The organism is Micromonospora sp. NPDC053740, assembly GCF_040677775.1.
Classification (GTDB): Bacteria; Actinomycetota; Actinomycetes; order Mycobacteriales; family Micromonosporaceae; genus Micromonospora; species Micromonospora alfalfae.
Window position 1 is genome coordinate 152,624 of the sequence record NZ_JBFASO010000001.1, and the last position, 25,139, is coordinate 177,762.

A 25,139-nucleotide genomic window follows, 5' to 3' on the forward strand; every position below is an offset into this window, starting at 1 on the left:
CAATCCCGGTCAAGGCGCCGCCGGGATCACCTCATGTTCGCCACCACGAACGGCGCGTGGCCGTGCAGGTAGTTGGTCCACCCGCCGGTCACCGGCGCCCCCGGGCTGAGCAGGTTCGTGGTGTCGGTGCCGACGTCGAGTTTCCAGGCCGTCCACGAAATGCCGTTCGCCTTCATCCAGTCGATCCAGGACTGCGCCTCGGGCAGACAGGACCGGCCGTCGAGGCCGCCGTCGGCGTTACTGGCGCCCCACTCCGTGACGAACAGCGCCAGACCCGCGCGGATCGCCGCGTCGCCCTTGGCGCGCAGCGACGCCCCGTGCGTGCAGGAGTAGAAGTGCAGGGTGTACATCAGGTTGGTGCCGGTGACCGGGCTGGCCGCCGCGACATCCACGTCCTGTGACCAGGTCGGGGTGCCGAGCACGACGATGTTGTCCGGGTCGGCGGCGCGGATCGCGGACACCACCGCCTGGTGGTACGGCTTGATGACATTGGTCCAGCTCACCTGGAGCGGCTCGTTGTAGGGCTCCCAGATGACGTTGGGCAGGTGGCCGTACCGGCGGGCCAGGTCACCGAAGAACGCCACCGCCTGGGACTGGTTGTTCTGCGCCTCGTGCGCGTGCCAGTCGACGATCACGTAGACCCCGGCGGTGACCGCGTTGTTGATGATGGTCTCCACCTGCGCGCGCGCCTTGGCCGGGTCACTGAGGTACGCCCCCGCCGGCTCCACGCCCATGGCCGCGCGGATCACCTGGAGATTCCAGTTGTCGCGCATCCAGGTCAACGCGGAGAGGTTCTCGGCGTACGGGGCCGTCTCCCAGTTGAGCCACATGCTGCTGATGCCCCGCAGCTGCACCCGCGCGCCGGACCTGTCGCACATCGTGGTGCCGCAGACCCGCAGTTGCCCGTGTCGCTCGACCGGCGTGCCGGTGGTCGGCGGCGGGGTCGTCGGGGGCGGGGTGGTGGGCGGCGGCGTGGTCGGGGGCGGGCCGCCGGCGCAGGACGCGCCGTTCACCGTGCAGTTGACCGGGGTGCCGGTGCCGTTGACGAGGAAGCCGAACGAGGTGGAGGCGCCGGCGGCGAGGGTGCCGTTCCAGGACACGTTGGCGAAGGTGTAGTGGCTGCCCGAGGTCGTCTGTTGCGCGTTCCACGACTGGCTGACCGCCGAGGAGGACGGCAGGTCGAACTCGACCCGCCAGCTGGTGATCGGTGCGGAGGTGTCGTTGGTGACGGTGACCTGCCCCTGGTAGCCGTTGCCCCAGTTGTTCGTCACCGAGAACACGGCCCTCGCCGCGCTGGCCGGTGTGGCGGCGACCACTGCCACCCCACCGGCGAGCAGGCCGGCGACGGCCAGGGTCGTGACAAGTCTCAGTGTGCGCATGCGGAACCCGCTTCGGATCGACGGTGGTGGTCTGAGGCGGGGCGGCGCCTGCGCGCACAATATCGATCAATGACTATGGGAGCAAGGTGGGGGCGCTGGCCCCCGCGGCGCTCAGGCCGCTGGGCGTACCCGGTAGGCCAGGTGGGTGACGCCATCGCCCTCGACGACGCTGAACGGACCGTCCAGCTGAAGTGGCGCGATCCTCAGGTCGGCGAAGAGCGGGATGCCGGCGCCGAGCAGGACCGGGACGAGGTCGACGTGCACCTCGTCGAGCAGGCCGGCCTCGACGACCTGGGCGGCGATGGTGCCGCCGTTGACGCCGACCTCCTTGTCGCCGGCGATCGCCTTCGCCCGGGCGATGGCGCTCTCGATGCCGTCGGTGACGAAGACGAAGGAGTCGTTCTCGGGTGCCCAGCCCTCCGGCACGCTGTGCGTGACAACCACGACCGGCACGTCCAACGGATGCCGGCCACCCCACCCGCTGGTGATGTCGAAGAGCCTCCTGCCGACGACGAGCGCGCCGGTGCGCTCGGTGCGAGCCCGCAGGTGCCGGGCGCTCGCGGCGGACGTCCGGAAGGTCAGCTCGGGGTCGACCGTCGGCGTCTCGACGTCGCCGTTCTCGTACCACTGGAAGAGATACTCGAAGCCGCCGTGGGACGCGTCCGCGATGTAGCCGTCCAACGACATCGTCGCTCCGGTCGTCACCTTCGTCATCGATCCGCTCCTCGGTCCGTGGGGTGTCGGCTTGTCGGCGAGGCCGGCTGTCTCCGGCCCTCAACACGTTGTCGAAGCCGCGCTACCGTCCTCGACACGTCGGCCGAGCTTTCTCCCAGTGTCAGCCGTGGCCGTCAGGGGCGCAGCGCGTTGAGCACGAGGTCGGCGTAGCGGCGCCACACCGCCGGGTCGCGCTCGTCGAACACGATGAGCTGCCGGACCGCTCCGCAGAGGATTACCCGGATGTCCAGCTCCCCGGCGTCCGGGCGGATCTTGCCGGACGCTCGGGCTGCCGCCACCAGTTGCCCGATCAGTTCCAGGATGCGCGCGGCGGGCACCAGCCGGCCCTCGAAGAACGCGTCGGCGAGGACCCGGTCGCGGGCGAGGCGTCCGAACAGGTCGGGCACGAAGGAACACCACTCCCGGTACGCGTCGACGCCGTCGAGCGCCGCGCGGATGCGCTGCTCCAACTCCTCGAACTGCCGCTGGACGACAGCGACGATCAGGTCTTCCTTGCTGGGGTAGCTGCGGTACACAGTCGCGCGACCCACCCCGGCCCGTTCCGCCACCTGCGGCACCGTCACCTGGAGACCCTGCTCGCTGAAGAGCTCCCGGGCGGCGGCGATGACCCGCTCCTGGTTGCGACGGGCGTCCAGCCGCCGATGGGGGGTATCCGGGTCGCTCGGCGTCGGCGCGGTCATCGCCTCAGTCTGCCCGCTCGGTCTCGTCGGTCAGCAGCGGCTCGTCGCCGTACACGGTGCTGAGTTCGACGTTGAGCACAGTGGCCACCCGGCCGAACGACCAGTAGTAGCCGATCACCTGGAGCACCTCGACGATCTCGCGCTCGCTGAGGATGTGCCGCACCTGGTCGAAGAGGTCGTCGGGAACCCGCGGTGACCGCACCACCTCGGCGGCGAACCGGATGAGCGTGCGGTCGTACGCGGAGAGGTGCGGGTTGTCGACGTCCCGACTGCTGATGATCCCCCGGGTGCGCTCGTCGACGCCGGCCGTCGCGGACATCGGGCCGTGCTGGGCCGCCACGAACTCGCACCCGGTGTGCGCGGCCACGGTGAGGATGACCAGCTCCCGCGAGCGGGCGGGCAGCTCCAACGAGGTGAACTGCGCCCTCGCGAGCTGGATGAAGAGGTTCACGGTGCCGGTCGAGTGGGTCAGCATCTTGACCATCGGGTCGGGCGGCAGGGCGGACAGAACGGCGCGGACGTCGGCCGGAATCGTGTTCGGGTCGGGGTCGGTAAGGCGGGGCATGGCTCTCTCTTCTTTGTTGGTGGTCGAGGTGGGGTCAGGCGGGCAGGTCGAAACCCGTCTCGCTGAGGTGGCGGAAGCGGCCGTCCTCGGCGTACGTCCCGAAGATGGTGATCTCCCGCCGGGCGGTCGACCCGTCGGCCACTGTGATCTCGTAGACGTGTCGTTCGGCGTAGCGCAGACCGTCGCGCAGCTCGTCGAGGACCCGCACGGTGCCGCTGACGATCTGACCGCGGACCTGGGTCACCATCTCGACGAATCCGGCCCGGTCGAGGGTCTCGCCGTCGCTGCGGTGGGTGTAGTCGGGGGCGTAGAACTCGTCGAGCGCCTCGGTCAGGTCGCGCGTCGGCTCGAAGACCACAGCGCGCAGGGCGTCACTGATCCGTACGTAGGTCATGGGGCTCCTCGTGGGTCACTCTCAGGCATATCCGGACTCGCAGGTCCGCTTAGCCCTCACCGTACCGGACTCCCGAGTCCATTTCCGGTGAGAGTCGTCACCTGCCCGGGAACATCAATGCCCCGCTCGGCGGGTGCGGGTCGGCCGGGCCAGTCGTAGCGTGGGCGCATGCGAACCACCACGCTGGGCAGCACCGGACCCGAGGTCGGCGTCATCGGCCTCGGCTGCATGGGCATGAGCCACGCCTACGACATCACCGGCCCTCACGACGACGACACGTCGATCTCCGTCATCCGACAGGCACTGGACCTGGGCGCGACACTGATCGACACGTCGGACGTGTACGGGCCGTACACAAACGAGGAGCTGGTCGGGCGGGCGCTGGCCGGCGGTCACCGGGAGCGGGCCGTACTGGCCACGAAGGTCGGCCTGGTGGCCACCTCCCCCACCGGCGACACCGGCAAGTTGCCGAAGATCGGCAACAACGGCCGCCCGGAGCACATCCGCGCCGCGATCGACGAGAGCCTGCGCCGGCTCGGCACCGACCACGTCGACCTCTACCAACTGCACCGGGTCGACCCGGAGGTGCCCATCGAGGAGTCCTGGGGCGCGATGGCCGAGGTCGTGGCGGCGGGCAAGGCCCGGCAGCTCGGGTTGTCCGAGGTGACTGTCGCGCAGATCGTGCGGGCCCAGGCCGTGCACCCGGTGGCGTCGGTGCAGTCCGAGTTGTCACTGTGGACGCGCGACCCGTTGACCGAGGTGTTGCCGTACTGCGCCGAGCAGGGCATCGCCTTCCTGCCGTTCTCCCCGCTCGGTCGCGGCTTCCTCGCCGGCCGGTTCACCTCGTTCGACGACCTGCCCGCCGACGACTTCCGGCGCGGCCTGCCGCGCTTCCAGCAGGACGCGCTGCGCGCGAACCTCGCCATCGTCGCCCGGGTCCGGGAGATCGCCGACCGGGCCGGCTTCAGCCCCGCGCAGGTCGCCCTCGCCTGGGTGGTCGCCCAGGGGGACCAGGTCATCCCGATCCCCGGCACCAAGACCCCGAAGTACCTGGTGGACAACTGCTTGGCCGCTGACGTGCGGCTCAGCGCCGAGGACCTTGCCGACCTGGACGCGCTGCCCGCACCCGAGGGTGGCCGCTACTGAGGCTCCGGCGGCCCGGCACCGCGTGGCCGGGCCGCCACCGGCGGGCCGAACCTGACCCCGACACCGGGCGAGTAGAGCACGCTCACCGGTGGCCCGACCGGTGCCGGTAGCCCGGCGGCGGCGACCAACTCGTCATCCAGGTGCAGCATCTCGGCCCGGTGCAGTGGCCAGCTCGGATGCCAGTTCGGCAGGTGCAGCGTGCGCCCGTACGCCCGGGTGTGCAGCCCCCAGCGGGCGGTGACGAAGTGTTCGAGCGGGGTCGGCTCGACGATCCGCTCCCCCACCCGCACCACCATCCGGCTCGTCGCGCCCGCTGGCCCCGGCCAGCGTCGCCGGCAGCGGTAGGTGCGACGGTCGCCGTCGCGATCCAACCGCATCGACGACCACAGGTACGGCAGGCGCAGCGTCGCCCGCGCCACCAGCACCGGCAGCAGGCGGGACGCGTCGAGCGAGCGGAACACGACAGCTCGGCGGCCGGCGTCGTCGACGGAGTAGAGCCGGACGTTTGTCTCCCAGAAGGTGCCGAAGTACGGCACCCCCGGCCCCCGGCCGAGGCCCAGCCCGACCATCCGGAAACCGATCAGGCCGACGTAGCTGACCCCGTCCAGGGTGTCCGGACGGGTGCCGGCGGGCAGCAACGGCGCGACCACCTCCGGAGCGACGGCCCAGTGCAGGAAGGTGAGGTCCTCCCAGCGTTGGCGCAGGAGCGCCCAGGGGAACGCCTGCCGGGGCGCGTGGTCGACCGGTTCGGGGTGCACACTCCCATCGTCGCCCAGGCGGTGAGCCGGCGTGGCCTCAGGCATGCGGACCGACACTGACGGTGCCGATGGTCAACGACGCCTTGCCCTCCAGGATCTCGCCGACCCGTTCGGCCTCCTCCCCCAACGCCCGCTTCTGGGCGGCTCCGAGCGCCCGCAGCGGCTCGACGGTGACCCGGATCGAGCGGCCGGAACGGCGTTGATGCCACACGCCGGCGACCACCCCGTCGACCAGCAGCACCGGATAGTTGCCGGCCTGACCACCGGCGAGCGCCCGCTCGGCGGCGGCACCGGGAAAGAGCCGTTCGCGGGGGTGGCAGCCAACCGCGTACGCGTCGAAGTACGGCAGCAGCCGCAACCCGGACGGCCGGTCGTCGGGGAACTCGGTGTCGTCGGCGGTCACCCAGGCCCCTGCGCCCTCCACCGTCACCTCGGTCAGGTCGAGCGAGTCGAACAGCAACGTCCCCCACCCCGTGGGCACCCCCAGCCACCGGGCGAACTGCGCCGGGGTGGCCGGCCCGTACGCGTGCAGGTAGCCGCGGACGAGGGCGGCCAGAGCGGCCCGGCCGGGCATCGGCGCGAAGTCGGGCAGCCACCGGGTTGGGCTGGTGTACGTGCTGGCCCGACCGCGATTCGGGCCGAAGCAGACCACTCCGGCCCGGGTGGCGGCGGTCATCGCCGCGACCCACCGGGGCCACTTGTCCTGAAACGCCTCCATGACCAGGTCACCCGCCCACGGGCCGGTACGGGCGACGACCTCCTCGGTCAGCTCGGCGGTGGTCAGGTCGGCCTCGGCGACCGCGTCGGCGATGGCCGCGAGGACCTGCTCGGTCTGCCGGGGCGTCAGCAGGACCACACTTCGCTCCCACGACGGGGCCGGCAACGCGGACAGCGCGCCGACCCACATCGGCAGGTCCGCCGCGGCGAGCAGGTGCACCGTCCCGCGCGGCCCCCGGGTCTTGACCACTGTGCGATCGGTCCACAGTGATCGGCGCACCAGGGCGCGGGTCGCGCCCGGCAGCCGCAGCCCGATGGACAGCTCGGCGGCCGACGCGATCTGGGCGTGCGCGCCGCAGATCGCCGACACCACGTCGGCGACGCGTGCGGCGTCCGGTGCCGTCGGCGCGGCCGACGGGTCGAGCCGGTGCCGCTGAAGACGTCGAGCGGAGACCTGAGCCCAGGTCAGCTCGATCATCGCAGGCCCGCGAAGAACGCGCGGATGACCGCCGCGTGCGCCAGCGGCTCGTCCATCGCCACGAAGTGGCTGCCCGGGTAGAGGCTCACATTGGTGAGCAGGTGGTCCCGGTCGATGGCCTGTTCCGGCGTCGACACCGTCATGGTGAACTCCTTCAACGTCTGCATCATCCAGGCCAGCAGCCCGACCGGCGAGTCGTTCCAGGCCTGCGAAATGGCGTCATGCCCCGAACGCTACGGCCCATGTAGGACAGCTTCTGGCACACATCGCTGGCATTCTGGGATCATGTCCGACACCCCCGGCCGACTGTCGACCCGGAGCACCTGAACGCGCTGGCCGCCGCCGTCAACAACCGGGAGCAGCTGCGATTCACCTACCGCCGTCGCGACGGCGTGGACACCGAACGGCTCGTCGAGCCGTACAAGCTGGTGTCGGCGGGTCGGCGGGTCGGCGCTGGTATCTGGTGGGCTACGACAACGACCGTGACGACAGGCGGATCTTCCGGGTCGACCGGATCACCGACCTGCGCCCCACCCGGACCCGGGTCGCCGCACGGCAACTGCCGGCGTCCGACGCCGCCTCGTTCATGGCGGAGAAGCTGCTTGAGCTGACGCCCGTCTACCGGGCGGTGGTGACGCTGCACGCGCCGATCGAGCGGATGGCAGGCCCGCTCGGTGACGCCGGCGTCGATCTGGAGCCGATCGACGCGACCTCCCGCCGGTTGCGCAGCAACGCCGACACTCTGGAGTGGCTGGCGTGGCGCCTGCTGACCCTCGGTTACGACATGGAGCTGCACGAGCCTCCGGAGTTGATCGCGCACCTGCGGCAGATCGGCTCCCGGGCGACCCGCGCCGCCAGCCCGTCCGCAGCGTAGGACGGTCGACGGCCCGGGGCATCGACACGCCGGCCCGCCGTACGCTTGATGGAGCACAAGCGTTCAGAACAGGCGTTTCGGGGAGGAACTGGGCGTGACGCAGAGCGACGGAGAGCTGGTCGTACTCGCGCAGGCGGGAGACGCGGCTGCGCTGGGGGCGCTGCTGGCCCGGCACGAGGCCGGGATGCGGGCCGTCGCGCTGAGCGTCCTCGGTTACGGACCGGACGCCGAGGACGCGGTGCAGGACACGATGGTCGTCGCCCTGCGTCGCATCGGCGAGGTCCGCGACCCGAACGCCGTCGGCCAGTGGTTGCGAGCCATCGTCCGTAACAACAGCCGGATGACGTTGCGTGGGCCCAGAGCCGTCCCGGTCGCCGAACCCGAGTGGTTCACCCGCCCCGCCGACACACCCACCCCGGAGGAGGCACTGGACCGGGCCGCGATGCGCGACTGGGTGTGGCACTCCCTGGGGCAACTGTCCGAACCTGACCGGCTCGTCACCCTGCTGCGGTACTTCAGCGACGCGTCCTCGTACGACCAGATCGCGGCAGTGTGTGGTGTGCCGGTCGGCACCGTCCGCAGCCGCCTCAGCCACGCCCGCCGGGCGCTCGCCGGCGGCCTGCGGGCGGCGGCGGACGCCGCCCACACGGACGTCACCGCCTCGAACGACTCGCGGTGGCGGGCGGGCCACGACATGATCACCACGGCGATGGGCGGCGACTTCGAGCGGGTGGTCCGCGAGAGCTGGTGGCCGGACGCCGAGATGATCGTGCCGGGCGGCCCGCGCGGTGGCCGTGATCTGGCGATCAACGGCATGAACCGCGACCTGACCGCCGGGGTACGTCAGCGGCTGCGCAACGTGGTGGCCAGCGGCGACGTGCTGATCTGGGAAACCGACCTGATCAGCCCACCCGACGACCCACAGCACTGCCCACCGGCGGCACTGTGGTTGCAGGTGCTGCGCGAGGGCCGGGTACGCCAACTCACCCTCTTCCACCCCGTCCCCGCGCTGGTCTGAAGAAACTTCTCCGACCGAGCGAACTTTTCCCGCGCCCCGCGCATCTGGTCCGCGTCATGCACCAGTTGCCGTGTCGGCGGACGCCGCGCGGGTCTCGGATCGGGAGATAGTTCATGGGTTTCACCAGCCACGACGTCAGCGCCCTCGCACCCGGTGCCCACACGTTCACAGTGGATGGCGTTCGGCAGGTCTACCACGTCGCCGGCACCGGCCCGGTCTGCGTGGCGCACTCCGGCGGCCCGGGCATCGAGTGGGAATACCTGCGGACGCCCAGCCTTGAGACGCACTTCACGATGGTCTACGTCGAGCCGGTGGGCACTGGCGCGTCAGGGCAGCTCGACCATCCCGACGATTACCGTCTCGACACGTATGTCCGGTTCCTGCACGCCGTCGTCGAGCACCTCGGCGAACCCCGGGTATACCTCCTCGGGCACTCGCACGGTGGTTTCGTCGTCCAGCGGTACGCGCTGGCCCACCCGGATCGGATCTCGGGCCTCGCCCTGTACGACACCTCGCCCGTCACCGGAGCCGAATTCTGGGGCGAGGCCATGGCCGGCCTCGCCGCCTACCCGCAGCGGCACCCGGACCGGCCGGAGGCGGCGGCGGTCCCGGCTGCCTTCGCGCAGATCGGCGGCGCGACTGGCAACGAGTCGTTGGGGGCCGCTCTGCGCGCCGCCCTGCCTGTGTACTTCGCCGACTTCTGGGGGCGACAGGACGAGTTCGCCCCGTTTCAGGCGGCCGTCCGGATCTGGGCGACGCCGGCCGGCGCGCAGGACCCCACGCCCTTCGACGTGCGGGAGAACCTCGGTGAGATCACCGTGCCCGTCGTGGTGATCGTCGGAAGGTACGACTTCATCTGCGGCCCCCGCTGGGCCGAGCAGTTGCACGCGGGGCTTCCGGACTCGCGGCTGGTGACGCTGGAGCGAAGCGGACACTTCGCGCACATCGAGCAGCCGGTGGAGTTCACCGACGCTGTGGCGGAGCTGCTGAAGCGTTGACCCACAGCGGCGCCGCCCGCCCCGAGGTTCGTTCGTCACAACGGGCAGGCCTCGGGATGCTGGCGCGTTGCACGGTCATAGGCTGAGCGCTTTGCTGCACCGTGACGAAGAGGAGACCACCGTGAGCCAGACCGAACGGATGGATTCCGTCGACGAGTGGAACGTGGTTGAGGACGACGGCGTCCTGGACGCCTCCGACACCCTCGACGACGACCGGGTCGGCGACCCCCTCGACACCGGCATCATCGCCGAGGACCACTGGACGGCGGCAAACCGGTTCGGCACCACGCCAGCCGAGGAGCGCGCGGGCGAATCGCTGGAGCAACACCTCGCCCAGGAGGTGCCGGATGTCGACCCGTACGCCGAGGGTGGCGACGACGAGGACGAGCTGACCCGCCGGGGGTACGAGGCGGAGGCACGCGCCGGCCGTCTCGTCGCCTACGACGAGGGTGTCCGCGAGGACGACGAGGCCGAGTCGGTGGCGTGGGACGCCGGCATCGACGCGGGTGCCGCCAGCGCGGAGGAAGCGGCGATCCACGTCGTCGAGGACCCGGACGGGCCCGGCGACGGTCCGTTGCGCTGACGCCGTACCCGCCGCGCCCGGCACCTCAGTGGGTGCCGGGCGCGGCGGGATCGGTCAGTGGATGACGACCGGCGTCCTGACCTGCTCGCCCTGCGGGTCGTCGAGCTGCGCCGGCTGACGCCGACGCGGCAGGAACGCCGCCGGGATGAGCGTGAGCACGACCAACGCGAACGCGACCCAGAACGTGCTGGCGAACGACTTGGCGGCGAAGTCGAGCCCGCGCTCGATGAGCGACGGGTCCACCGGCATCTGCTGAAGCAGCTCCGGCCGCTGCTGGGAGGCGATGGCCAGCCCGGCCTCGGTGACCGGCTTGCCGCTCTCGTCCACCAGGCCGGGGATCGGCCGAGAGCCGTTCAGCTCGTTGGTGAGGATCACCGACATCACGGCAGCGCCGACGGAGCCGCCGATCTGCTGGAGGATGTTGACCAGCGTCGAGCCGCGGGCCACCTCCTGCGCCTGCAACGTCCGCAACGCCGACGTCATGATCGGCATCATCGTGCCGCCCATGCCCAGACCCATCACGAACAGCGACCCGCCGAGCAGCCAGTACGAGGTCTGCGGGTCGACCTGGGTGAAACCGAAGAACCCGACGACGATGAGACCCAGCGCGAACGGGACGGTACGCCCGATCGGCACCCGGTCGGCCAGCGTGCCGGCGATCGGCATGGTGATCATCGCGCCGATGCCCTGCGGGGCCATCAGCAGGCCGGCGGCCAGCGTCGACTCACCGCGCACCTGCAGGAAGTAGCTCGGGAACAGCAGGCCCGCGCCCATGAACGCGATGATGAACACGAACATCGTCACCGACGCGATGGTCAGACTGCGGTTGCGGAACAGCCGCAGGTCGAGCAGCGGGTGCCGGGGCTTGAACGAGTAGAGCACGAACGCCACCACCAGCGCGCCGCCGACCAGCATCGGGCCCCAGACCTTGGTCTCGGCGAAGGTGCCCGCCTCCGGCAGGGACGAGATGCCGTAGAGGAAGAGGGCGAGACCCGGCGAGAGCATGAGCATGCCGACGAAGTCGAACGACTCGGACGGCTCGGGCGCGTCCTTCGGCAGCGCGACCTGCGCGTAGACCAGGGCGATCAGGCCGATCGGCAGGTTGATCAGGAAGATCCAGTGCCAGCTCGCGGTGTCGATCAGCCAACCACCGAGGATCGGGCCGCCGATCGGCCCCAGCAGCATCGGGATGCCGAGGACGGCCATCAACCGGCCGATCCGGTGCGGCCCGGCGGCCCGGGTCATGATGGTCATGCCCAGCGGCATGAGCATGCCGCCACCGAGGCCCTGCAGGACCCGGTAGCCGATCAGTTCGCCGATCGTGTCGGCCATGGCGCAGAGCCCCGACCCGATAGTGAACAGGGCCAGCGCCACCATGTAGAGCCGTTTGGTGCCGAACCGGTCCGCCGCCCACCCGCTGAGCGGGATCACTGTGGCGAGCGCGAGGGTGTAGGCGGTCATGGTCCAGGCCACGCGGGCGTAGGACGCGTCGAACTCGCTCTGGAATTTGGGCAGCGCCACGCTGACCACCGTCACGTCGAGGATCGACATGATCGCGCCAAGGACGACGACGCCCGCCACCTTGAGCACCGCAGCGTCGAGTTTGTCCGATGTCGCGATGGATTGCTGTGTCACTAACTCTCCTGAAGTCGATTGAGCCGGCCGACGGTGGGCGGTGGCGGCGATGCCGCGCCAACCGGGCGCGGGGGCGCGTCGTGCCAGGACGACGACGCGCGGAGGAAGACTAACCGCCAGCTGTGACGATTCGCCGCCGGATTTCGTGACGGCCCGGCGTCGCATCCGAACGGCCGTACGACTGTGACTGGACGTCGGGGTGTCGATCAGACGACAGAACCGCGAGCCGGCGGCGGGTCGCGGCCCGGACCAGCACGGCACCGGCCAACGCGGCCCGGACCAGCACGGCACCGGCCAACGCGGCCCGGACCAGCACGGCACCGGCCAACGCGGCACCGGCCAATGGCTGGCTGGCGACTACGCGATCACCGTCGTAACGATTGGCACGTCAACCACAGGCGCGGCGTGCGGCACGGCCGCATTCCGCCCCGAGTGACTGGCTGAGAGTGGGGCGTGCCGAGCCCTGGCCGCGCACCTCGCTTCGCCTTGGTGAACCGCACGGAAGTAGGGCGTACTGGGCTGGCCTGCTGGCACATGATCGTTGGACGCTGCTGGTGCTCACGTTCGTCGGTGGTAGTGGTTGCGGCGGGGGAGTTGTTCGGGGTCGAGCCAGGCGGGTGGCACGAATTCGGGGTGGCCGTCGCCGGCGAGTCGCACGGTCCAGTCGCTGTGGTGCAGGTGTCGGTGGTGGTGGCCGCAGAGCAGCACGCTGTTGTCGAGGTTGGTGGTGCCGCCGTCGGCCCAGTGGTGGATGTGGTGGGCGTGGCACCAGCGTGGTGGTCGGTCGCAGCCGGGGAAGGCGCAGCCGCGGTCACGCAGCACGAGGGCGCGTCGCAGCGGCCCTGAGATGAGACGGCGTTGTCGGCCGACGTCGAGTGGTTGGCCGGTGCTGCTGAGGACGGCGGGGAGGATGGTGGCGTCGCAGGCAAGGCGGCGAACCGTTTCCGGGGTGAGGTGCAGGCCGGTGTCGAGGGTGCCAGCGCCCAACTGCCGGGTCAGTTCGTCGTAGGTGGCGGTGACGACGATCTGCGCGGGGTCGCCGCCGTGCTCGGGCAGCTCGCTGGTCCGCAGGGCGAGCCGGCAGATGTCGGCGAGGGCGTCGTGGCGGCGTTGCCCGGCGGACCGGGAGTCATCGGCGCCCGAGGGCGTGCTCAACGGGTCGATGGCGGCGCGGAACAGCCCGGCGGTTTCGGTATCGAGGATGCCGGTGAGTCGCAGGCGGCCGCCGGTCTGCTCGGAGAGGGTGAGGTGTCGGTCGCGGGTGGCCCGCCGTGCGTCAGCTTCGAGGGCGGCTCGGGCGGCGGCGTCGGCGAGGTCGGGGGCGACGTGATCGAGGATGCGGGTGCCGAGTGTGCGCAGGTGGGTGGGGTCGAATTGCCCGGCCCAGTCGGTGAGCACACCGACGGCCTTGTCGGCCGCCTCGGGACCAGCGGTGGTCTGCACGGTGTTGATCGTGGAGGCGATGACCCGGGCCTGATCGAGGCTGATCTGCCCGTCGGCTAGCGCTTGTCGTACCCCTGGGTTGCCGGTGTCGAGGGCGGTGGCGAGGTCGACGAGACGGCGGGCGGCGGGGATGGTGAGGCGCAACCGTTCGCGCAGCCACACCGCGGTCGACGAGGCGCCCTGCGCGGTGGCGGTGCCGCGGCCGTCGAGCTCACGGATCAGGGCTAGCTTCACGGCGGCGAGGCGTTGCTCGAGGCGGTGCGCGGCGTCGAGCGCGGCGATCAGGTCGTGCTCGGTAAGGGCCCAGGTGGCGGCGTCGACGCAGGCGGCGACCGCGTCGTCTGCCTGCGCCAACTCCTCGACCATGACCCGAGACTAGAACAGGTGTACGACACTTTTCAGTCACCATGATCAATGCTCGATCGGCCCGGCCTGGGCGTCGGGGGCGTCCGCGCGGAGTCTCCGTTCGTCGGCCGGGCTCGCCGCATGAGCCGCCGCATGAGCCGCCGCCGCAGACCGTGCCGGCGGGCAGGCGGGCAGGCAGGCAGGCAGGCAGGCGGGCAGGCGGGCAGGCAGGCTGCCCGTAACCTGAGCGCGGGTGAACGATCGGCAGCGAACCTAGTTGCCGCGTTTGCTGGCGTCGAGGGCAGCCTGCTCAACTCGCTGGCGGTAGTCCAGCCACCACGACTCGTCGGCCGGGTGCAGGTTGTCGTTCTCAGACAGCAGCCCGACCGCGCCGTCGATGAGTTCGCGCACGATGTCGGCGTGGCCCGCGTGCCGTTGTGTTTCCGCGATGACGTGGACCAGGACGTGGTGCAACGTGACAGCAACATCGCCCCACCACGGCACGCGGCCGACCTCATCCAGCGCAAGGGCTTCGATGGTGGCGTCGGCGTGGGCGATCGCGCGACGGTACAGTGCCACGATCTCCTCGCGGGTCTCGTCCGCGCTCGCCCACATGTCGGCGTTGGTCTCCGCGCCGTCGCCGACATACGGCAGCTCCTGCTCGAACGGTCGGCCGAACACGACGCCGAAGTAGAGGATCTCCATGGCCGCCGAGTGCTTCACCAGACCGAGCAGGTTGGTCGCGGTCGGGGTCAACGGACGCCGAATATCGTATTCGCCGAGCCCGTCGAGCTTCCACAGCAGCGACTCGCGGCCGCCCTTCAAGTAACTGTGCAGGTCCGCCTTCATCGCGGCACTATGGCATCCGGTCGGGTGTCGGCGCTGCCCCGGACGATCCACGGAACACCATGATCGACAGGGAACGCCCTAGACGGTGACCACCGGCACGGCGGCGGTGAGCGCCCAGTCGTGCCCGATGTCGGCGGCCGCGCGCAACAACCGCGGCAGGTGCTCCTCGCGCAGGGTCTCCAGCGAGGTCTCGGCGGCGTGCACTGTCACGTTGATGGCGGCGACGACCCGCCCCTCGCCGTCGCGTACGCCGGTGGCGACGGACCGGATGCCCGGGGCCAGGTCCTGGTCGGCGAGCGCCCAGCCCTTCGCCCGGACCTCGCGCAGCACGGCGTCGAGGTCGCCCGGCGCGGGCTGCCAGCGCGGTGTGATGCCGGAGCGGCTGGGCTCGGCGAGAACGGTCGCCAGCGTGTCCGGTGGGAGGGCCGCAAGCAGCACCTTGCCCATCGACGTCGCCGGTGCCGGGAAGCGGGTGCCGATGGTGACGCCCAGGGTGACGATCTTGGGGACGGCCACCCGGGCGACGTAGACGATGTCGCTGCCGTCGAGCTGGGCCATCGAGGTCGACTCGTTGGTCTGCGCCACGAGCTTCTCCATGTGCGGCCGGGCCACGTCCCACATGTTCAGCGCGTTGACGTACGCCATCCCCAGCTCCAGGACGCGCGGGGTGAGGGTGTGGCCGCGGCCGACCGCGCGGACGTAGCCCAGCGATTCGAGCGTGATGAGGATGCGCCGGACGGTGGGGCGGGCCAGGCCGGTGGCGGTGGCGATCTCGCTGAGCGTCATCGAGGGGCAGGCCGGACGGAAGGAGCGCAGGACGTCGAGGCCACGGGCGAGAGCCTCGATGAAGTCGGGTCCGGCGCCCCTTCCGTTGTCACTCATGTCCTTAATGCTTCCATTGCGCCGACCCGGCGTCCCACTCGGTGTACTGGTACGGGTTCTCCAGGATCGCGGTCTCGGGGATGTCCGGGTTCATTCCCCGCTGCCACGCCTGCTCCCCCATCGTCTCGCGCAGGTGGTCGATGGTCGCCGCCACAGTGGCCCGCGCTGCGGCGAGGTCGACGCCGACGAGGCGGCCGCCGCGCTTCACGACCCGGCCGCCCACCAGCACTGTGTGCACGTCGGCACGCTGGGCCTGGAAGACGACGTGACCGTGCGGGTTCAGGATCGGGAACATCGCCGGCGAGGCGTCGTTCTTGATCAGCACGACGTCGGCCCCGCGGCCGGGGGTGAGCGCGCCGATTGTGGCGTCCATACCGAGCGCACGGGCGCCACCACGGGTGGCCCACTCGACGACCTGCTCGGCGCGCAGGTGGCAGTGGGTGATGGTTTCCTGCTTGGCGTGCGCCTCCAGGTGCTCCCGGGAGCGGTCCGCGCCGAGCGTGCTGCGCATCGCGGAGAAGAGGTCGCCGCTCCACCACACGCTGGTGTCCATCGACAGTGACACCGGGATGTCGTGGTGGCGCAACTGCCAGGTGGGTGGGTAGCCCTGGCCGGCGCTCTGCTCACTCTCGGTCGAGACGGAGACCGAGCCGCCGGTCGCGGCGATCCGGTTGTACGAGTCCTGGGTGAGCGTCGCCGCGTGCACGTAGACGTTCGACGGGGTCATGAACCCGTTCTCGTGCATCAGCCGGATACCGTCGTCGTTGGTGGCGCCCCACACGCCCGCGTGGGTGGTGACCGCGGCGCCCAACTCCCGGGCCACCTCGAACGCGGCCCGTTCCGGGAAGGCGGGGTCGCCGGTGACGTCGAACGCCAACTGGAAGCCGGCCAGCTTGCCACCGTCGATGCGGCGGCGGTGGAAGTCGCGGAACTCCGGCGAGGTGGCCCACTCCCACGGCCCCTGCTGGATGTTGCCGTAGGCGAGCACGAACCGTCCGTCGACCGCCTCCAGGGCGTCCACTGCGGCGTCGGCGTGCTCGGGTGTCTGCAACCCGTGCGACCAGTCGACAGTGGTGGTGACGCCGGCGTCGATCGCCTCGATCGCGCCGAGCAGGTTGCCGGCGTAGACGTCCTCGGGCCGGAACAGCTTGCCCGACTCGAGGTAGTACCAGACGAAGTACTGGGTCAGGGTCCAGTCGGCGCCGTACCCGCGCATCGCGGTCTGCCACAGGTGCCGGTGGGTGTCGACCATGCCGGGCATGAGGATGCCGTCGGTGGCGTCGATCTCCAGGGCGTCGTCGGGTGCGGTGAGGCCGACACCGACCTGCGCGATCCGGCCGCCGACGACCAGCACGTCGGCGCCGGGCAGCACCGTGCGCGCGTCGTCCATGGTGAGAACCAGGCCGTTACGGAAGACCACCGGCCGGTCGGTTGCGCTCATTCGCCACCCATTCCTTTCGGAGTACGAGGGGAATCCGGACCGTTGTCCGCTGTGCGGCCAGCCCGAGTGGCGCAAGTGTGGTCCCAGCCACAAAGCGTGTCAAGAGTGTGGCCCCGTTCGATAAAAGCACCGTTGACACGCACGGTGCGGTATCGCAAGCTGTCCCGGCGGACAGGTGTCCGCAGAACGGGCGGAAACATGGTGCAGCATTCGACAGGCCCACTGGCCGGCCTGCTCGTCGCGGACTTCTCCCGGATCCTCGCCGGGCCGTACGCGACGATGCTCCTGGCCGACCTGGGTGCCCAGGTGATCAAAGTGGAGAGCCCCGGTGGCGACGACACCCGCACCTGGATGCCGCCCACCCGTGACGGGGTCTCGACGTACTACCTCGGCATCAACCGCAACAAACGGTCGATCGCTTTGGACCTCAGGAAACCCGACGACCTGGCCGCCGCGCAGGAGTTGGCCCGCCGCGCCGACGTGCTGATCGAGAACTTCCGGCCCGGTGGCCTCGCCCGGTTCGGCCTCGACTACGACACCGTGGCCGCGCACAACGACAAGATCGTGTACGCGAGCATCAGCGGCTTCGGCACCGGCGCCGGTAAGGACTTTCCCGGCTACGACCTCATGGTGCAGGCCATCTCGGGCCTGATGAGCCTCACCGGCGACCCGGACGGCTCGCCGTACCGGGCTGGCATCTCCGTCTTCGACGTAATGGCCGGGCTGCACGCCAGCATCGGCATCCTCGCCGCGCTGCACCACCGTGGCGAGACCGGACGAGGCCAGCACGTCGAGGTCAACCTGCTCAGTTCGGCACTGTCCGGGTTGGTCAACCACTCCAGCGGCTACGTCGCCGGCGGCACCGTCCCGTTCCGGATGGGCAACGCGCACCCCAGCCTCTTCCCATACGAGCCACTGCCCACCGCCGACGGCGAGCTGATCGTCATCGCCGGCAACGACGGGCAGTTCCGCAAGCTCTGCCAGGTGCTCGACCTGCCCGACCTGCCGGACGACACGCGCTTCGGCCGCAACCAGGACCGCACGGCCAACCGCGAACAGTTGCGGCCCCTGCTTGTCGAACGCCTCGCCAGGCGGACAAAGGACGAGTGGTTTCGGGACCTGCTCGCCGCCGGCGTCCCGTGCGCGCCGATCAACACGATCGACGGTGGTGTGGCGCTCGCCGAGGAACTGGGACTCGACCCGGTCGTCACCGTCGGAGACGTGCCCGGTGTCCGCAACCCCATCACCTTCTCCGACACCCCGGCCCGGTACGAGCTGCCACCGCCGGGGCTCGACGAACACGGCGAGGAGATCCGCGCGTGGCTGAAGAACTGAGCTTCCCCACCGGGATCGGCACCTCCGACCCGACCACCATCTCGTTGCTCGGACAGGACCTGGCCGCCGACCTGATGGGCACTGTGGGCTTCGGCGAACTGGCGTACTGGCTGGTCGCCGGCCGCCGTCCCACCCCGGGTGAGGTACGGGTCTTCGAGGCGGTGCTGGTGGCCCTCGCCGACCACGGCTTCACCCCGACGGCGATCGCCGCCCGGCTGACGTACCTGTCCGCGCCCGAGTCGTTGCAGGGCGCGCTCGCCGCCGGCCTGCTCGGCGGCGGCTCTCGCTTCCTCGGCGTCACCGAGGACTGTGGACGCTTCCTCGCCGACACGCTCACCCAGGCCGGCGAGGTGACCGACTACGACGCGGTGGCGCTCGACGCGGTCACCCGGGCCAAGCGGGAGCGTCGACTGGTCCCCGGGCTCGGGCACCCCGTGCACAAGGAGCAGGACCCGCGCACCCCGGTGCTGATCAGGATCGCCACCGAGGAGGGTCTGCACGGCCCGCACCTGCTGCTGTTCGAGGCGATCGGACGCGTACACCCGCAGGTGCTCGGCCGCACCCTGCCGCTCAACGGCGCCGGCGTCTGCGGGGCGGCCCTCGCCGACCTCGGGCTCCCGGTCGAGATGCTGCGCGGTTTCGCCCTGCTGGCCCGCGCGGCGGGGCTGCTCGGGCACCTCGCCGAGGAGCGACGACGACCGCTCGGCATGGACATCTACCGCACCGTCGACCGCAACGCCGTCTACGAACCCTGATCCCCTCCTCCACCCCCGAAAGGAGTGGGAATGGCCTCCATCGTCGCGGTCATCGCCTCCACCCACCACCCCTTCTACTACCGGGCCAGCACCGCCACAGGCGAGGATCGGCCACCGTTCGCCGACGAGTGGACCCGCAAGATCCTGGCGTTCCGGGAGACGTTGACCCGAGCCCGACCCGACGTGCTGGTGATGGTCGGCTCGGACCACTTCCACCAGCTCTGGCTGGACAACATGCCGCAGTTCCTGGTCGGCAAGGCGCCCCACTACGACGCCAACTGGTACAACGAGGAGCGCGAGTTCGGGCTGCCCCGGATGCTGCTCACGGGCCAGGAGGACCTGTCCGGGCACATCCTGCGGGCCGGGCTCGACGCCGGCTTCGACCTCGCGTTCAGCAACGAGCTGCGCATCGACCACAGCATCACCTGCCCGATCATCACGCTGCGGCCCGAGGCCGACCTGCCGATCGTGCCGATCTACACCAACATCTTCGCGCCACCGTTGCCGCAGCCGAAGCGCTTCGTCCAGCTCGGCCAGAGCATCCGCGACATCGTCGAGTCGTGGCCGTCGCACCTGCGGGTGGCCGTCATCGGCACCGGTCACCTCTCACTGGAGCTGGGTGGCCCCCGGCAGTTCGGCCCGCACGGCCCGGACCCGGAGTTCGACAGGCAGGCCGTCGAGTGGATCGCCAACGGCGACCTGGACGAGTGCCTGCGCGAGGTCACCCTGGACAGCCTGCACTCACCGGGCAACGCCACCCACGGCTTCATGGACTTCATGCTGATGATGGGCGTGGCCGGCGCCGGGGTGAAGGCCGACTACGTGGACACCCTCGATCTGTTTCACACCATGGAGGCGTACTTCACCTGGTACCCGAACGGAGCGCCGACGGCATGAGCAGATACCTGCTGAACAAGTTCCTCTTCACCGTCGACCGGGATCCGGAGCTGGTCGAGCGCTACCGCAGCGAGCCGCGCGAGCTGGTCGCCTGGTGGGAAACCGAACGCGCCAACGCCGTGCTGAACTGCCACACCGGCGAGGCGAGCACCTGGCTGCGCTTCGACGACGTGGAGCGCGAGGCGTTGGCCACCCACGACCACGTGAAGCTCTTCGAGTTGGGCGCGCACCCGTTCCTCACCCTGACCCTCTTCATCGCCCTCTTCGAGCGGGACAACACCGCGCCGCTGGAATACCAGAAGTCCTACGGCGCGAGGCTTGCCCATTTCTCGATGCCCTACCCGGACATCGCGACGTGATCCGCGCGGCAGTGCTCACCGCCTGCGGCGCCGTGCCGGCGATCACCGAACGGCCGACGCCCGTGCCGGCCGACGGTGCGGTGGCGGTCACCGTCGAGGCCGTGCCGATCACCCCGCTGGACGTGCTCTGCGCCAGCGGCACCAGCTACTTCGGCCCGCCGAGCACCCCGTACGTGCCGGGTGTGCAGGGGGTCGGTCGGCTCGCCGACGGCACCGCTGTCTGGTTCGGCACGTCGGCCGGGATGCGTTCCGGTGTGGACGGCAGCATGGCGAGCACTGTCACGGTGCCGACCGCCGACGTGGTGGCGCTGCCGGCCGGCGTACCGCTGACACTGCTCGCCGCCCTCGGTCTCTCTGCGGTCGCCGCCCACGCGGCGCTGACCGAGGCCGGCGGCCTGGCGGCCGGCGAACAGGTCATCGTGCTCGGCGCCGGGGGCGTGGTGGGCCAGGCCGCCGTCCAACTCGCCCTGCTCGGCGGCGCCCGCCGGGTCATTGCCGTGGCCCGGTCGGCCGCGGCACGGGCCCGCGCCCTGGAGTTCGGCGCCGCCGTCGCCCTCCCACTGCTCCCCGACGACGATGTCGCGTCGATGGCCGACCGGCTGCGCGACGCCGCCGACGGGCCGGTCGACCTCGTCCTCGACCCGGTCTTCGGTGTCCCGGCCGCGGCGGCGCTGCGGGTGCTGCGCCCGGGTGGACGGCTGGTCAACCTGGGTGCCGCGGCCGGCGCGAGCGCACCCATCGAGTCCGCCGTGCTGCGCAGCGGGGCACTGCGGATGATCGGCTACACCAACAACGGGTTGTCGACCGCCGAGCGGGCCGCGGCGCTGACAGTGGTGGCCGGGCACGCGGCGGCCGGCCGGCTCACCGTCGACCACGAGATCGTGCCGTTCGACGCCATCGCTGACGCCTGGGCCCGGCAGGACGTGGGCACCACCGCCGGCCGGATCGTCCTCACGCTCTGAGCGGGCCGGGCCCCACCCAGGGATCGCGGGACCCTGGATAAACCGCACCTGGTTGGGGTTCGGTAGCGGTGCGACGGTCGGTCCATGACACCTTCCACCTACACCGTCACCGGCCACTGGATCGGCGGCGAGACCGTCACCAGCTCCGCCGGCACCCTTCCCGTGGTGAACCCGGCCACCGGCGAGGTCGTCGCCGAGACCCCGGCCGGCACCGCCGCCGACGTCGAGCGCGCCGTCACCGTCGCCCGAGCCGCATTCCCGGCCTGGTCGGCGACCACCCCGCAACACCGGGCGGCCGTGCTGCGCCGCCTCGGCGCCGGCCTCGCCGCCCGCACGGAGGAGATCGCCCAGGCGATCACCGCCGAGATGGGCTCGCCGATCGGCATGTCCCGGACCGCCCAGGTCGCGTTCCCGGCCGCCGTGGTCGAGTCCATCGCCGGCCTGGCAGACGACTTCGCCTGGACCGAGGAGGTCGGCAACTCGCTGATCGTCCGCGAGCCGATCGGCGTGGTCGGCGCGATCACGCCGTGGAACTTCCCGCTTCAGCAGATCGTCTCCAAGCTGGCGCCAGCATTGCTCGCCGGCAACACGATCGTCTTCAAGCCGTCCGAGAACGCCCCGCTGACCGCGCGCGTCCTCGCCGAGGTCGCCGCCGAGGCCGGCGTACCTGCGGGTGTCTTCAACGTCGTCTACGGCACCGGCGCGACCGTCGGCGAGGCGATCTCCGCCCACCCGGACATCGACATGATCTCCTTCACCGGCTCTACCCGGGCGGGTCAGCGGATCTCCGCGGTGGCCGCGGCGACCGTCAAGCGGGTCGCGCTGGAGCTGGGCGGCAAGGGCGCGAACATCATCCTCGACGACGCCGACCTGCCCACCGCTGTCGAGCGGGGCCTGATGATGGCGTTCAGCAACGGCGGCCAGGTCTGCGGCGCGTGGCCGCGGATGCTGGTGCCCGCCGCCCGCCAGGACGAGGTCGTGGCCCTGGCCGTCGAGGCAGCGAAGCAGTACACCGTCGGCGACCCTGGCGACGAGGCCACCCGCGTCGGCCCGATGGCGTCCGAGGCCCACCGGCAGAAGGTCGTCGGTTACATCGAGCGGGGCATCACCGACGGCGCCCGGCTCGTGTTCGGCGGCCCGCAGCGGCCCGAGGGGCTGCCCGTCGGGGCCTACGTCCAGCCGACGATCTTCGCCGACGTCGACCCGGCCTCCGCTATCGCCCAGGAGGAGATCTTCGGCCCGGTGCTGACGATCATCCCCTACGCCGACGAGGAGGAGGCGGTGGCCATCGCCAACGGCACGCTGTACGGCCTGACCAGCGGCGTCTTCGGTGAGCCGGAGCACGCCCTTGCCGTCGCCCGGCGGCTGCGCGTGGGCCAGGTCGACGTGAACGCGGGCCACTGGAACCCGCTCGCCCCGTTCGGCGGCTACAAGCACTCCGGCAACGGCCGCGAGTTCGGCCGCTTCGGTCTGGAGGAGTTCCTGGAGACCAAGTCCATCCAGCGCTGACCGCGCGGGACGGCCCTGGCCCGGCCCGAAACGCGTCCCAGGGCAAGGCCCCGCCACCACCCGCTGCGTCCTTTGCTCTGCTGCACCGGAGGCAACGCCCGGCGTCCGAATATCGGACATCCGGTGTTGCCGTGGCTGAAGCAGAGCAAAGGGCGCGCTGCAGAGGCCGCCCCGTCCGGGATCCGGACCCGGCGGCGGAACATCGCAGCCGGACCTGCCTGTTGAATACGACGTGCCGATCCAGCCGGCCCCACCGATCGGAGACACCGTGGACCGCGCCCAACTCGCCAGCTTCCTGCGCACCCGCCGCGAGGCGCTCCAGCCCGAGGACGTCGGGTTGCCCCGGGGCCCGCGCCGGCGCACCGGAGGGCTACGGCGTGAGGAAGTCGCCACGTTGAGCGGGATGTCCACCGACTACTACAGCAGGTTGGAGCAGCAGCGCGGGCCGCACCCCTCGGAGCAGATGCTCGCCGCGCTGGCCCGGGGCCTGCGGCTCTCCCTGGCCGAACGTGATCACCTGTTCCAGCTCGCCGGTCACGCCGTTCCGCGCCGCGCGATGCGGGCCGACCACGTGAACCCGGGAATGATGCGCATCCTCGACCGGATGCACGACACCCCGGCCCAGGTGGTGAACCACCTCGGCGAGACCCTGGCGCAGACCGCGCCGGCCGTCGCCCTGCTCGGTGACGAGACCCGGTACACCGGGTTGGCGCGCAGCGCGCACCACCGCTGGTTCACCGACCCAAGAGCCCGGCAACTGCACCCGGCGCAGGATCACCAGACGCAGAGTCGCCTGCTCGTGGCGCACCTGCACGCGGCGTACACTCGCGACGGGCGCGGCTCACGGGCCGCCGCGCTCGTCGACGACCTGCTGGCCAGGAGCCCGGAATTCGCGCAGCTGTGGCGGGAGCACCCGGTGCCCGCCGGCTACTGCCCGCCCAAGCACTTCGTGCACCCGGAGGTCGGGGCGTTGGAGCTGCACTGTCAGACACTTGTGGATCCCGACCAGTCACAGACACTGCTGGTCTTCACCGCCGTGCCCGGGTCGCCGAGCGACGAGAAGCTGCGCCTGCTCGCCGTCATCGGCGGCCAGCTCGTCTGACCGCTGTCAGCTCGGGCGGGGGTAGCGGGCTGGGCTGACGCCCAGGTAGCGCCGAAAGTGGCGGGTCAGGTGCGCCTGGTCGAAGAACCCGGCCGCGACGGCGGTCTCGACAGGCCGCTGCCCGGCGAGGAGCAGGCGACGAGCCAGCTCGACCCGACGGCCGGTCAGGTACGTGTGTGGTGGCACGCCGTGCACCTGGGTGAACGTTCGGACCAGGTGGGTCGGGTGGGCGTGCAACAGCTCCGCGGCCTCTCCCAGCGTGATGCCCTCGACGGTCCGCGCGTCCAGCAGCTCCCGTAGTCGCACCGCGAGGCCGCGTCCAGGAGGCTGGCCACCGGCCGGGGAACGCTGGCGGAGCTGGCGGCGTAGCCGGTCCAGAATGAACGCGAGCCTGCTCTCGGCCTCGAACTCGTCGCCGGGTGTGGTGAGCACCTGGTGCAGGTGGTGGACCCGGTCGCGCAGCTGCGGATCGGCCAGGTCCGGCTCGTCGACGGCCCGCCCGACCAGCTCCGCGTCGAGCGCCGAGGTGTCGAGGTACAGGACCCGCTTGCGGAAGCCGTCCGGGGTGGCGGAGCTGCCGTCGTGCGGCACGTACGGCGGCAGGAGGGTGACCGACGTGCGCAGCGCGCCGTGCCGGTGCCGGTCCAGGTCGAAGCGGACCGCGCCGTCGTCGACGATCAACAGCGTCCACACCTGGTGGATGTGCCGGGGGTAGGCGTGGTCGACGAAATGGGCGTGGAAGACCTCGGCGACCCCGGCTACCGCGGGTCGCCACGCGCTGACGTGCGAGCCCGCCGGGCGGGTGGCCACGCTAAGAACGTACAAGACCGGTAGGCGTCGGGGCGGGCAGGCTCGACGCCATGACCGAACCGATCCGCTTTCCCACCAAGATCGCCGTGCTGCTCCGCAACGACCTGGCGAGCTGGCAACGGCTGAACGTCACCGCCTTCCTGGTCAGCGGCATCGCGAGCACGCTGCCGGAGCTGGTCGGCGAGGAGTACCGCGACGCCGACGGCACCAGCTACCTGCCGATGTTCGGTCAGCCGGTGCTGGTCTTCGCCGGAGACGAGGCCACATTGGTCGGCGCGCACTCGCGCGCCCTCACCCGTGGCCTACGGCTGGCGATCTTCACCTCCGAGCTGTTCGGCACCGGCAACGACCGGGACAACCGCGCCGCCGTCCAGGCGGTCGGACGCGACAAGCTCGACCTGGTCGGCCTGGCGCTGCACGCGCCGCGCAACGTGGTGGACAAGGTGCTCAAGGGTGCGTCCATGCACCCGTAACGGCATCCGTGGCGACG

Annotated in this window: 28 protein-coding genes; 14 read left to right on the forward strand and 14 right to left on the reverse strand. The window is 71.0% G+C overall.

The features are described from left to right. Positions 1 to 26 precede the first annotated feature (26 nt). The 5 genes from AB0K35_RS00685 to AB0K35_RS00705 form a co-directional block, all read right to left on the reverse strand. Positions 27 to 1,379, reverse strand: a complete 1,353-nt coding sequence (locus AB0K35_RS00685; protein WP_238669388.1) for a cellulase family glycosylhydrolase — start codon at positions 1,377 to 1,379, stop codon at positions 27 to 29. 111 nt (positions 1,380 to 1,490) lie between these two features. Next, positions 1,491 to 2,093, reverse strand: a complete 603-nt coding sequence (locus AB0K35_RS00690; protein ID WP_238669389.1) for a dihydrofolate reductase family protein — start codon at positions 2,091 to 2,093, stop codon at positions 1,491 to 1,493. A gap of 134 nt (positions 2,094 to 2,227) precedes the next feature. After that, positions 2,228 to 2,794 carry a helix-turn-helix domain-containing protein gene (locus AB0K35_RS00695; RefSeq protein WP_363882571.1) on the reverse strand — a complete coding sequence of 189 codons (567 nt, stop codon included), beginning with the start codon at positions 2,792 to 2,794 and terminating at the stop codon, positions 2,228 to 2,230. Between the two features lie 4 nt (positions 2,795 to 2,798). Then, complete coding sequence (locus tag AB0K35_RS00700; protein WP_363882574.1) at positions 2,799 to 3,359, reverse strand: carboxymuconolactone decarboxylase family protein; 561 nt, start codon at positions 3,357 to 3,359, stop codon at positions 2,799 to 2,801. A 34-nt stretch (positions 3,360 to 3,393) separates the two neighbouring features. Beyond that, the gene (locus AB0K35_RS00705; protein WP_238669392.1) at positions 3,394 to 3,753 is read right to left on the reverse strand and encodes a hypothetical protein; all 360 of its coding nucleotides are present in this window, start codon (positions 3,751 to 3,753) and stop codon (positions 3,394 to 3,396) included. A gap of 168 nt (positions 3,754 to 3,921) precedes the next feature. Here AB0K35_RS00705 and AB0K35_RS00710 point away from each other — a divergent pair, with 168 nt between their 5' ends. Further along, positions 3,922 to 4,899 (forward strand): aldo/keto reductase, encoded by a 978-nt coding sequence (locus tag AB0K35_RS00710; protein WP_363882577.1) that lies wholly within the window; start codon positions 3,922 to 3,924, stop codon positions 4,897 to 4,899. Here AB0K35_RS00710 and AB0K35_RS00715 read toward each other — a convergent pair. The 3 genes from AB0K35_RS00715 to AB0K35_RS00725 are packed head-to-tail and all read right to left on the reverse strand — an operon-like array spanning position 4,893 to position 6,995. Then, positions 4,893 to 5,657: a DUF2071 domain-containing protein gene (locus AB0K35_RS00715; RefSeq protein WP_363882580.1), complete on the reverse strand. Its 765-nt coding sequence runs from the start codon at positions 5,655 to 5,657 to the stop codon at positions 4,893 to 4,895. The two genes, AB0K35_RS00710 and AB0K35_RS00715, sit on opposite strands and share 7 nt — an antisense overlap. Positions 5,658 to 5,694: 37 nt before the next feature. Beyond that, positions 5,695 to 6,852, reverse strand: coding sequence for a winged helix DNA-binding domain-containing protein (locus AB0K35_RS00720; RefSeq protein ID WP_363882583.1), 1,158 nt, complete (start codon positions 6,850 to 6,852; stop codon positions 5,695 to 5,697). Beyond that, on the reverse strand, positions 6,849 to 6,995 hold the full coding sequence (locus tag AB0K35_RS00725; RefSeq protein ID WP_363882586.1) for a hypothetical protein: 147 nt from the start codon (positions 6,993 to 6,995) through the stop codon (positions 6,849 to 6,851). Before AB0K35_RS00725 ends, AB0K35_RS00720 begins: the two co-directional genes overlap by 4 nt. 320 nt (positions 6,996 to 7,315) lie before the next feature. On the opposite strand from AB0K35_RS00725, the gene AB0K35_RS00730 reads away from it, so the two are divergent. The 4 genes from AB0K35_RS00730 to AB0K35_RS00745 all read left to right on the forward strand — a co-directional run bounded on the left by AB0K35_RS00730 (position 7,316) and on the right by AB0K35_RS00745 (position 10,325). Next, positions 7,316 to 7,726, forward strand: a complete 411-nt coding sequence (locus AB0K35_RS00730; protein ID WP_363882589.1) for a WYL domain-containing protein — start codon at positions 7,316 to 7,318, stop codon at positions 7,724 to 7,726. 94 nt (positions 7,727 to 7,820) lie between these two features. Further along, positions 7,821 to 8,744 carry a sigma-70 family RNA polymerase sigma factor gene (locus tag AB0K35_RS00735; protein ID WP_363882592.1) on the forward strand — a complete coding sequence of 308 codons (924 nt, stop codon included), beginning with the start codon at positions 7,821 to 7,823 and terminating at the stop codon, positions 8,742 to 8,744. A 113-nt stretch (positions 8,745 to 8,857) separates the two neighbouring features. Further along, complete coding sequence (locus AB0K35_RS00740; protein ID WP_363882595.1) at positions 8,858 to 9,742, forward strand: alpha/beta hydrolase; 885 nt, start codon at positions 8,858 to 8,860, stop codon at positions 9,740 to 9,742. A 121-nt stretch (positions 9,743 to 9,863) separates the two neighbouring features. Further along, on the forward strand, positions 9,864 to 10,325 hold the full coding sequence (locus AB0K35_RS00745; protein WP_238669400.1) for a DUF5709 domain-containing protein: 462 nt from the start codon (positions 9,864 to 9,866) through the stop codon (positions 10,323 to 10,325). A 54-nt stretch (positions 10,326 to 10,379) separates the two neighbouring features. Here AB0K35_RS00745 and AB0K35_RS00750 read toward each other — a convergent pair whose 3' ends face one another. Further along, complete coding sequence (locus AB0K35_RS00750; protein WP_357359645.1) at positions 10,380 to 11,960, reverse strand: DHA2 family efflux MFS transporter permease subunit; 1,581 nt, start codon at positions 11,958 to 11,960, stop codon at positions 10,380 to 10,382. Positions 11,961 to 12,159: 199 nt separating this feature from the next. On the opposite strand from AB0K35_RS00750, the gene AB0K35_RS00755 reads away from it, so the two are divergent. Continuing rightward, positions 12,160 to 12,396 carry a hypothetical protein gene (locus tag AB0K35_RS00755; RefSeq protein WP_363882603.1) on the forward strand — a complete coding sequence of 79 codons (237 nt, stop codon included), beginning with the start codon at positions 12,160 to 12,162 and terminating at the stop codon, positions 12,394 to 12,396. A 122-nt stretch (positions 12,397 to 12,518) separates the two neighbouring features. Here the strand turns inward: AB0K35_RS00755 and AB0K35_RS00760 are convergent, their stop codons facing one another. The 4 genes from AB0K35_RS00760 to AB0K35_RS00775 all read right to left on the reverse strand — a co-directional run bounded on the left by AB0K35_RS00760 (position 12,519) and on the right by AB0K35_RS00775 (position 16,920). After that, positions 12,519 to 13,769 (reverse strand): DUF222 domain-containing protein, encoded by a 1,251-nt coding sequence (locus AB0K35_RS00760; protein WP_363882606.1) that lies wholly within the window; start codon positions 13,767 to 13,769, stop codon positions 12,519 to 12,521. A gap of 252 nt (positions 13,770 to 14,021) precedes the next feature. Next, complete coding sequence (locus AB0K35_RS00765; RefSeq protein ID WP_363882609.1) at positions 14,022 to 14,597, reverse strand: DinB family protein; 576 nt, start codon at positions 14,595 to 14,597, stop codon at positions 14,022 to 14,024. A gap of 78 nt (positions 14,598 to 14,675) precedes the next feature. Then, on the reverse strand, positions 14,676 to 15,479 hold the full coding sequence (locus AB0K35_RS00770; RefSeq protein ID WP_363882612.1) for an IclR family transcriptional regulator C-terminal domain-containing protein: 804 nt from the start codon (positions 15,477 to 15,479) through the stop codon (positions 14,676 to 14,678). Between the two features lie 4 nt (positions 15,480 to 15,483). Next, on the reverse strand, positions 15,484 to 16,920 hold the full coding sequence (locus tag AB0K35_RS00775) for an amidohydrolase family protein (protein WP_363882615.1): 1,437 nt from the start codon (positions 16,918 to 16,920) through the stop codon (positions 15,484 to 15,486). Positions 16,921 to 17,118: 198 nt separating this feature from the next. Between AB0K35_RS00775 and AB0K35_RS00780 the strand changes: the two genes are divergently transcribed. The 7 genes from AB0K35_RS00780 to AB0K35_RS00810 all read left to right on the forward strand — a co-directional run bounded on the left by AB0K35_RS00780 (position 17,119) and on the right by AB0K35_RS00810 (position 23,839). Continuing rightward, complete coding sequence (locus AB0K35_RS00780; protein WP_238669407.1) at positions 17,119 to 18,255, forward strand: CoA transferase; 1,137 nt, start codon at positions 17,119 to 17,121, stop codon at positions 18,253 to 18,255. Further along, positions 18,240 to 19,010 (forward strand): citryl-CoA lyase, encoded by a 771-nt coding sequence (locus AB0K35_RS00785; protein ID WP_238669408.1) that lies wholly within the window; start codon positions 18,240 to 18,242, stop codon positions 19,008 to 19,010. Before AB0K35_RS00780 ends, AB0K35_RS00785 begins: the two co-directional genes overlap by 16 nt. 30 nt (positions 19,011 to 19,040) lie before the next feature. After that, entirely contained in the window at positions 19,041 to 19,907 is an 867-nt protein-coding gene (locus AB0K35_RS00790; RefSeq protein WP_363882619.1) for an extradiol ring-cleavage dioxygenase, read from the forward strand. Then, positions 19,904 to 20,266 (forward strand): hypothetical protein, encoded by a 363-nt coding sequence (locus AB0K35_RS00795; protein ID WP_363882622.1) that lies wholly within the window; start codon positions 19,904 to 19,906, stop codon positions 20,264 to 20,266. Before AB0K35_RS00790 ends, AB0K35_RS00795 begins: the two co-directional genes overlap by 4 nt. Continuing rightward, the gene (locus AB0K35_RS00800) at positions 20,263 to 21,228 is read left to right on the forward strand and encodes a zinc-binding alcohol dehydrogenase family protein (protein WP_363882625.1); all 966 of its coding nucleotides are present in this window, start codon (positions 20,263 to 20,265) and stop codon (positions 21,226 to 21,228) included. Before AB0K35_RS00795 ends, AB0K35_RS00800 begins: the two co-directional genes overlap by 4 nt. Positions 21,229 to 21,312: 84 nt before the next feature. Beyond that, the gene (locus tag AB0K35_RS00805) at positions 21,313 to 22,737 is read left to right on the forward strand and encodes an aldehyde dehydrogenase family protein (RefSeq protein ID WP_363882628.1); all 1,425 of its coding nucleotides are present in this window, start codon (positions 21,313 to 21,315) and stop codon (positions 22,735 to 22,737) included. Positions 22,738 to 23,005: 268 nt separating this feature from the next. Continuing rightward, positions 23,006 to 23,839: a helix-turn-helix transcriptional regulator gene (locus AB0K35_RS00810; RefSeq protein ID WP_238669546.1), complete on the forward strand. Its 834-nt coding sequence runs from the start codon at positions 23,006 to 23,008 to the stop codon at positions 23,837 to 23,839. 6 nt (positions 23,840 to 23,845) lie between these two features. Here AB0K35_RS00810 and AB0K35_RS00815 read toward each other — a convergent pair whose 3' ends face one another. After that, a complete protein-coding gene (locus tag AB0K35_RS00815; protein ID WP_363882631.1) occupies positions 23,846 to 24,649 on the reverse strand; it encodes an AraC family transcriptional regulator in 804 nt (267 codons plus the stop codon). Positions 24,650 to 24,699: 50 nt separating this feature from the next. Here AB0K35_RS00815 and AB0K35_RS00820 point away from each other — a divergent pair, with 50 nt between their 5' ends. Then, positions 24,700 to 25,122, forward strand: coding sequence for a DUF2000 domain-containing protein (locus AB0K35_RS00820; protein ID WP_363882634.1), 423 nt, complete (start codon positions 24,700 to 24,702; stop codon positions 25,120 to 25,122). Positions 25,123 to 25,139 lie beyond the last annotated feature (17 nt).

Coding starts and splice junctions, on each gene's coding strand:
- AB0K35_RS00685 (WP_238669388.1), bottom strand. CDS start 1,379: ATGCGCACACTGAGACTTGTCACGACCCTGGCCGTCGCCGGCCTGCTC.
- AB0K35_RS00690 (WP_238669389.1), bottom strand. CDS start 2,093: ATGACGAAGGTGACGACCGGAGCGACGATGTCGTTGGACGGCTACATC.
- AB0K35_RS00695 (WP_363882571.1), bottom strand. CDS start 2,794: ATGACCGCGCCGACGCCGAGCGACCCGGATACCCCCCATCGGCGGCTG.
- AB0K35_RS00700 (WP_363882574.1), bottom strand. CDS start 3,359: ATGCCCCGCCTTACCGACCCCGACCCGAACACGATTCCGGCCGACGTC.
- AB0K35_RS00705 (WP_238669392.1), bottom strand. CDS start 3,753: ATGACCTACGTACGGATCAGTGACGCCCTGCGCGCTGTGGTCTTCGAG.
- AB0K35_RS00710 (WP_363882577.1), top strand. CDS start 3,922: ATGCGAACCACCACGCTGGGCAGCACCGGACCCGAGGTCGGCGTCATC.
- AB0K35_RS00720 (WP_363882583.1), bottom strand. CDS start 6,852: ATGATCGAGCTGACCTGGGCTCAGGTCTCCGCTCGACGTCTTCAGCGG.
- AB0K35_RS00725 (WP_363882586.1), bottom strand. CDS start 6,995: ATGACGGTGTCGACGCCGGAACAGGCCATCGACCGGGACCACCTGCTC.
- AB0K35_RS00740 (WP_363882595.1), top strand. CDS start 8,858: ATGGGTTTCACCAGCCACGACGTCAGCGCCCTCGCACCCGGTGCCCAC.
- AB0K35_RS00760 (WP_363882606.1), bottom strand. CDS start 13,769: ATGGTCGAGGAGTTGGCGCAGGCAGACGACGCGGTCGCCGCCTGCGTC.
- AB0K35_RS00765 (WP_363882609.1), bottom strand. CDS start 14,597: ATGAAGGCGGACCTGCACAGTTACTTGAAGGGCGGCCGCGAGTCGCTG.
- AB0K35_RS00770 (WP_363882612.1), bottom strand. CDS start 15,479: ATGAGTGACAACGGAAGGGGCGCCGGACCCGACTTCATCGAGGCTCTC.
- AB0K35_RS00775 (WP_363882615.1), bottom strand. CDS start 16,920: ATGAGCGCAACCGACCGGCCGGTGGTCTTCCGTAACGGCCTGGTTCTC.
- AB0K35_RS00780 (WP_238669407.1), top strand. CDS start 17,119: ATGGTGCAGCATTCGACAGGCCCACTGGCCGGCCTGCTCGTCGCGGAC.
- AB0K35_RS00790 (WP_363882619.1), top strand. CDS start 19,041: ATGGCCTCCATCGTCGCGGTCATCGCCTCCACCCACCACCCCTTCTAC.
- AB0K35_RS00795 (WP_363882622.1), top strand. CDS start 19,904: ATGAGCAGATACCTGCTGAACAAGTTCCTCTTCACCGTCGACCGGGAT.
- AB0K35_RS00805 (WP_363882628.1), top strand. CDS start 21,313: ATGACACCTTCCACCTACACCGTCACCGGCCACTGGATCGGCGGCGAG.
- AB0K35_RS00820 (WP_363882634.1), top strand. CDS start 24,700: ATGACCGAACCGATCCGCTTTCCCACCAAGATCGCCGTGCTGCTCCGC.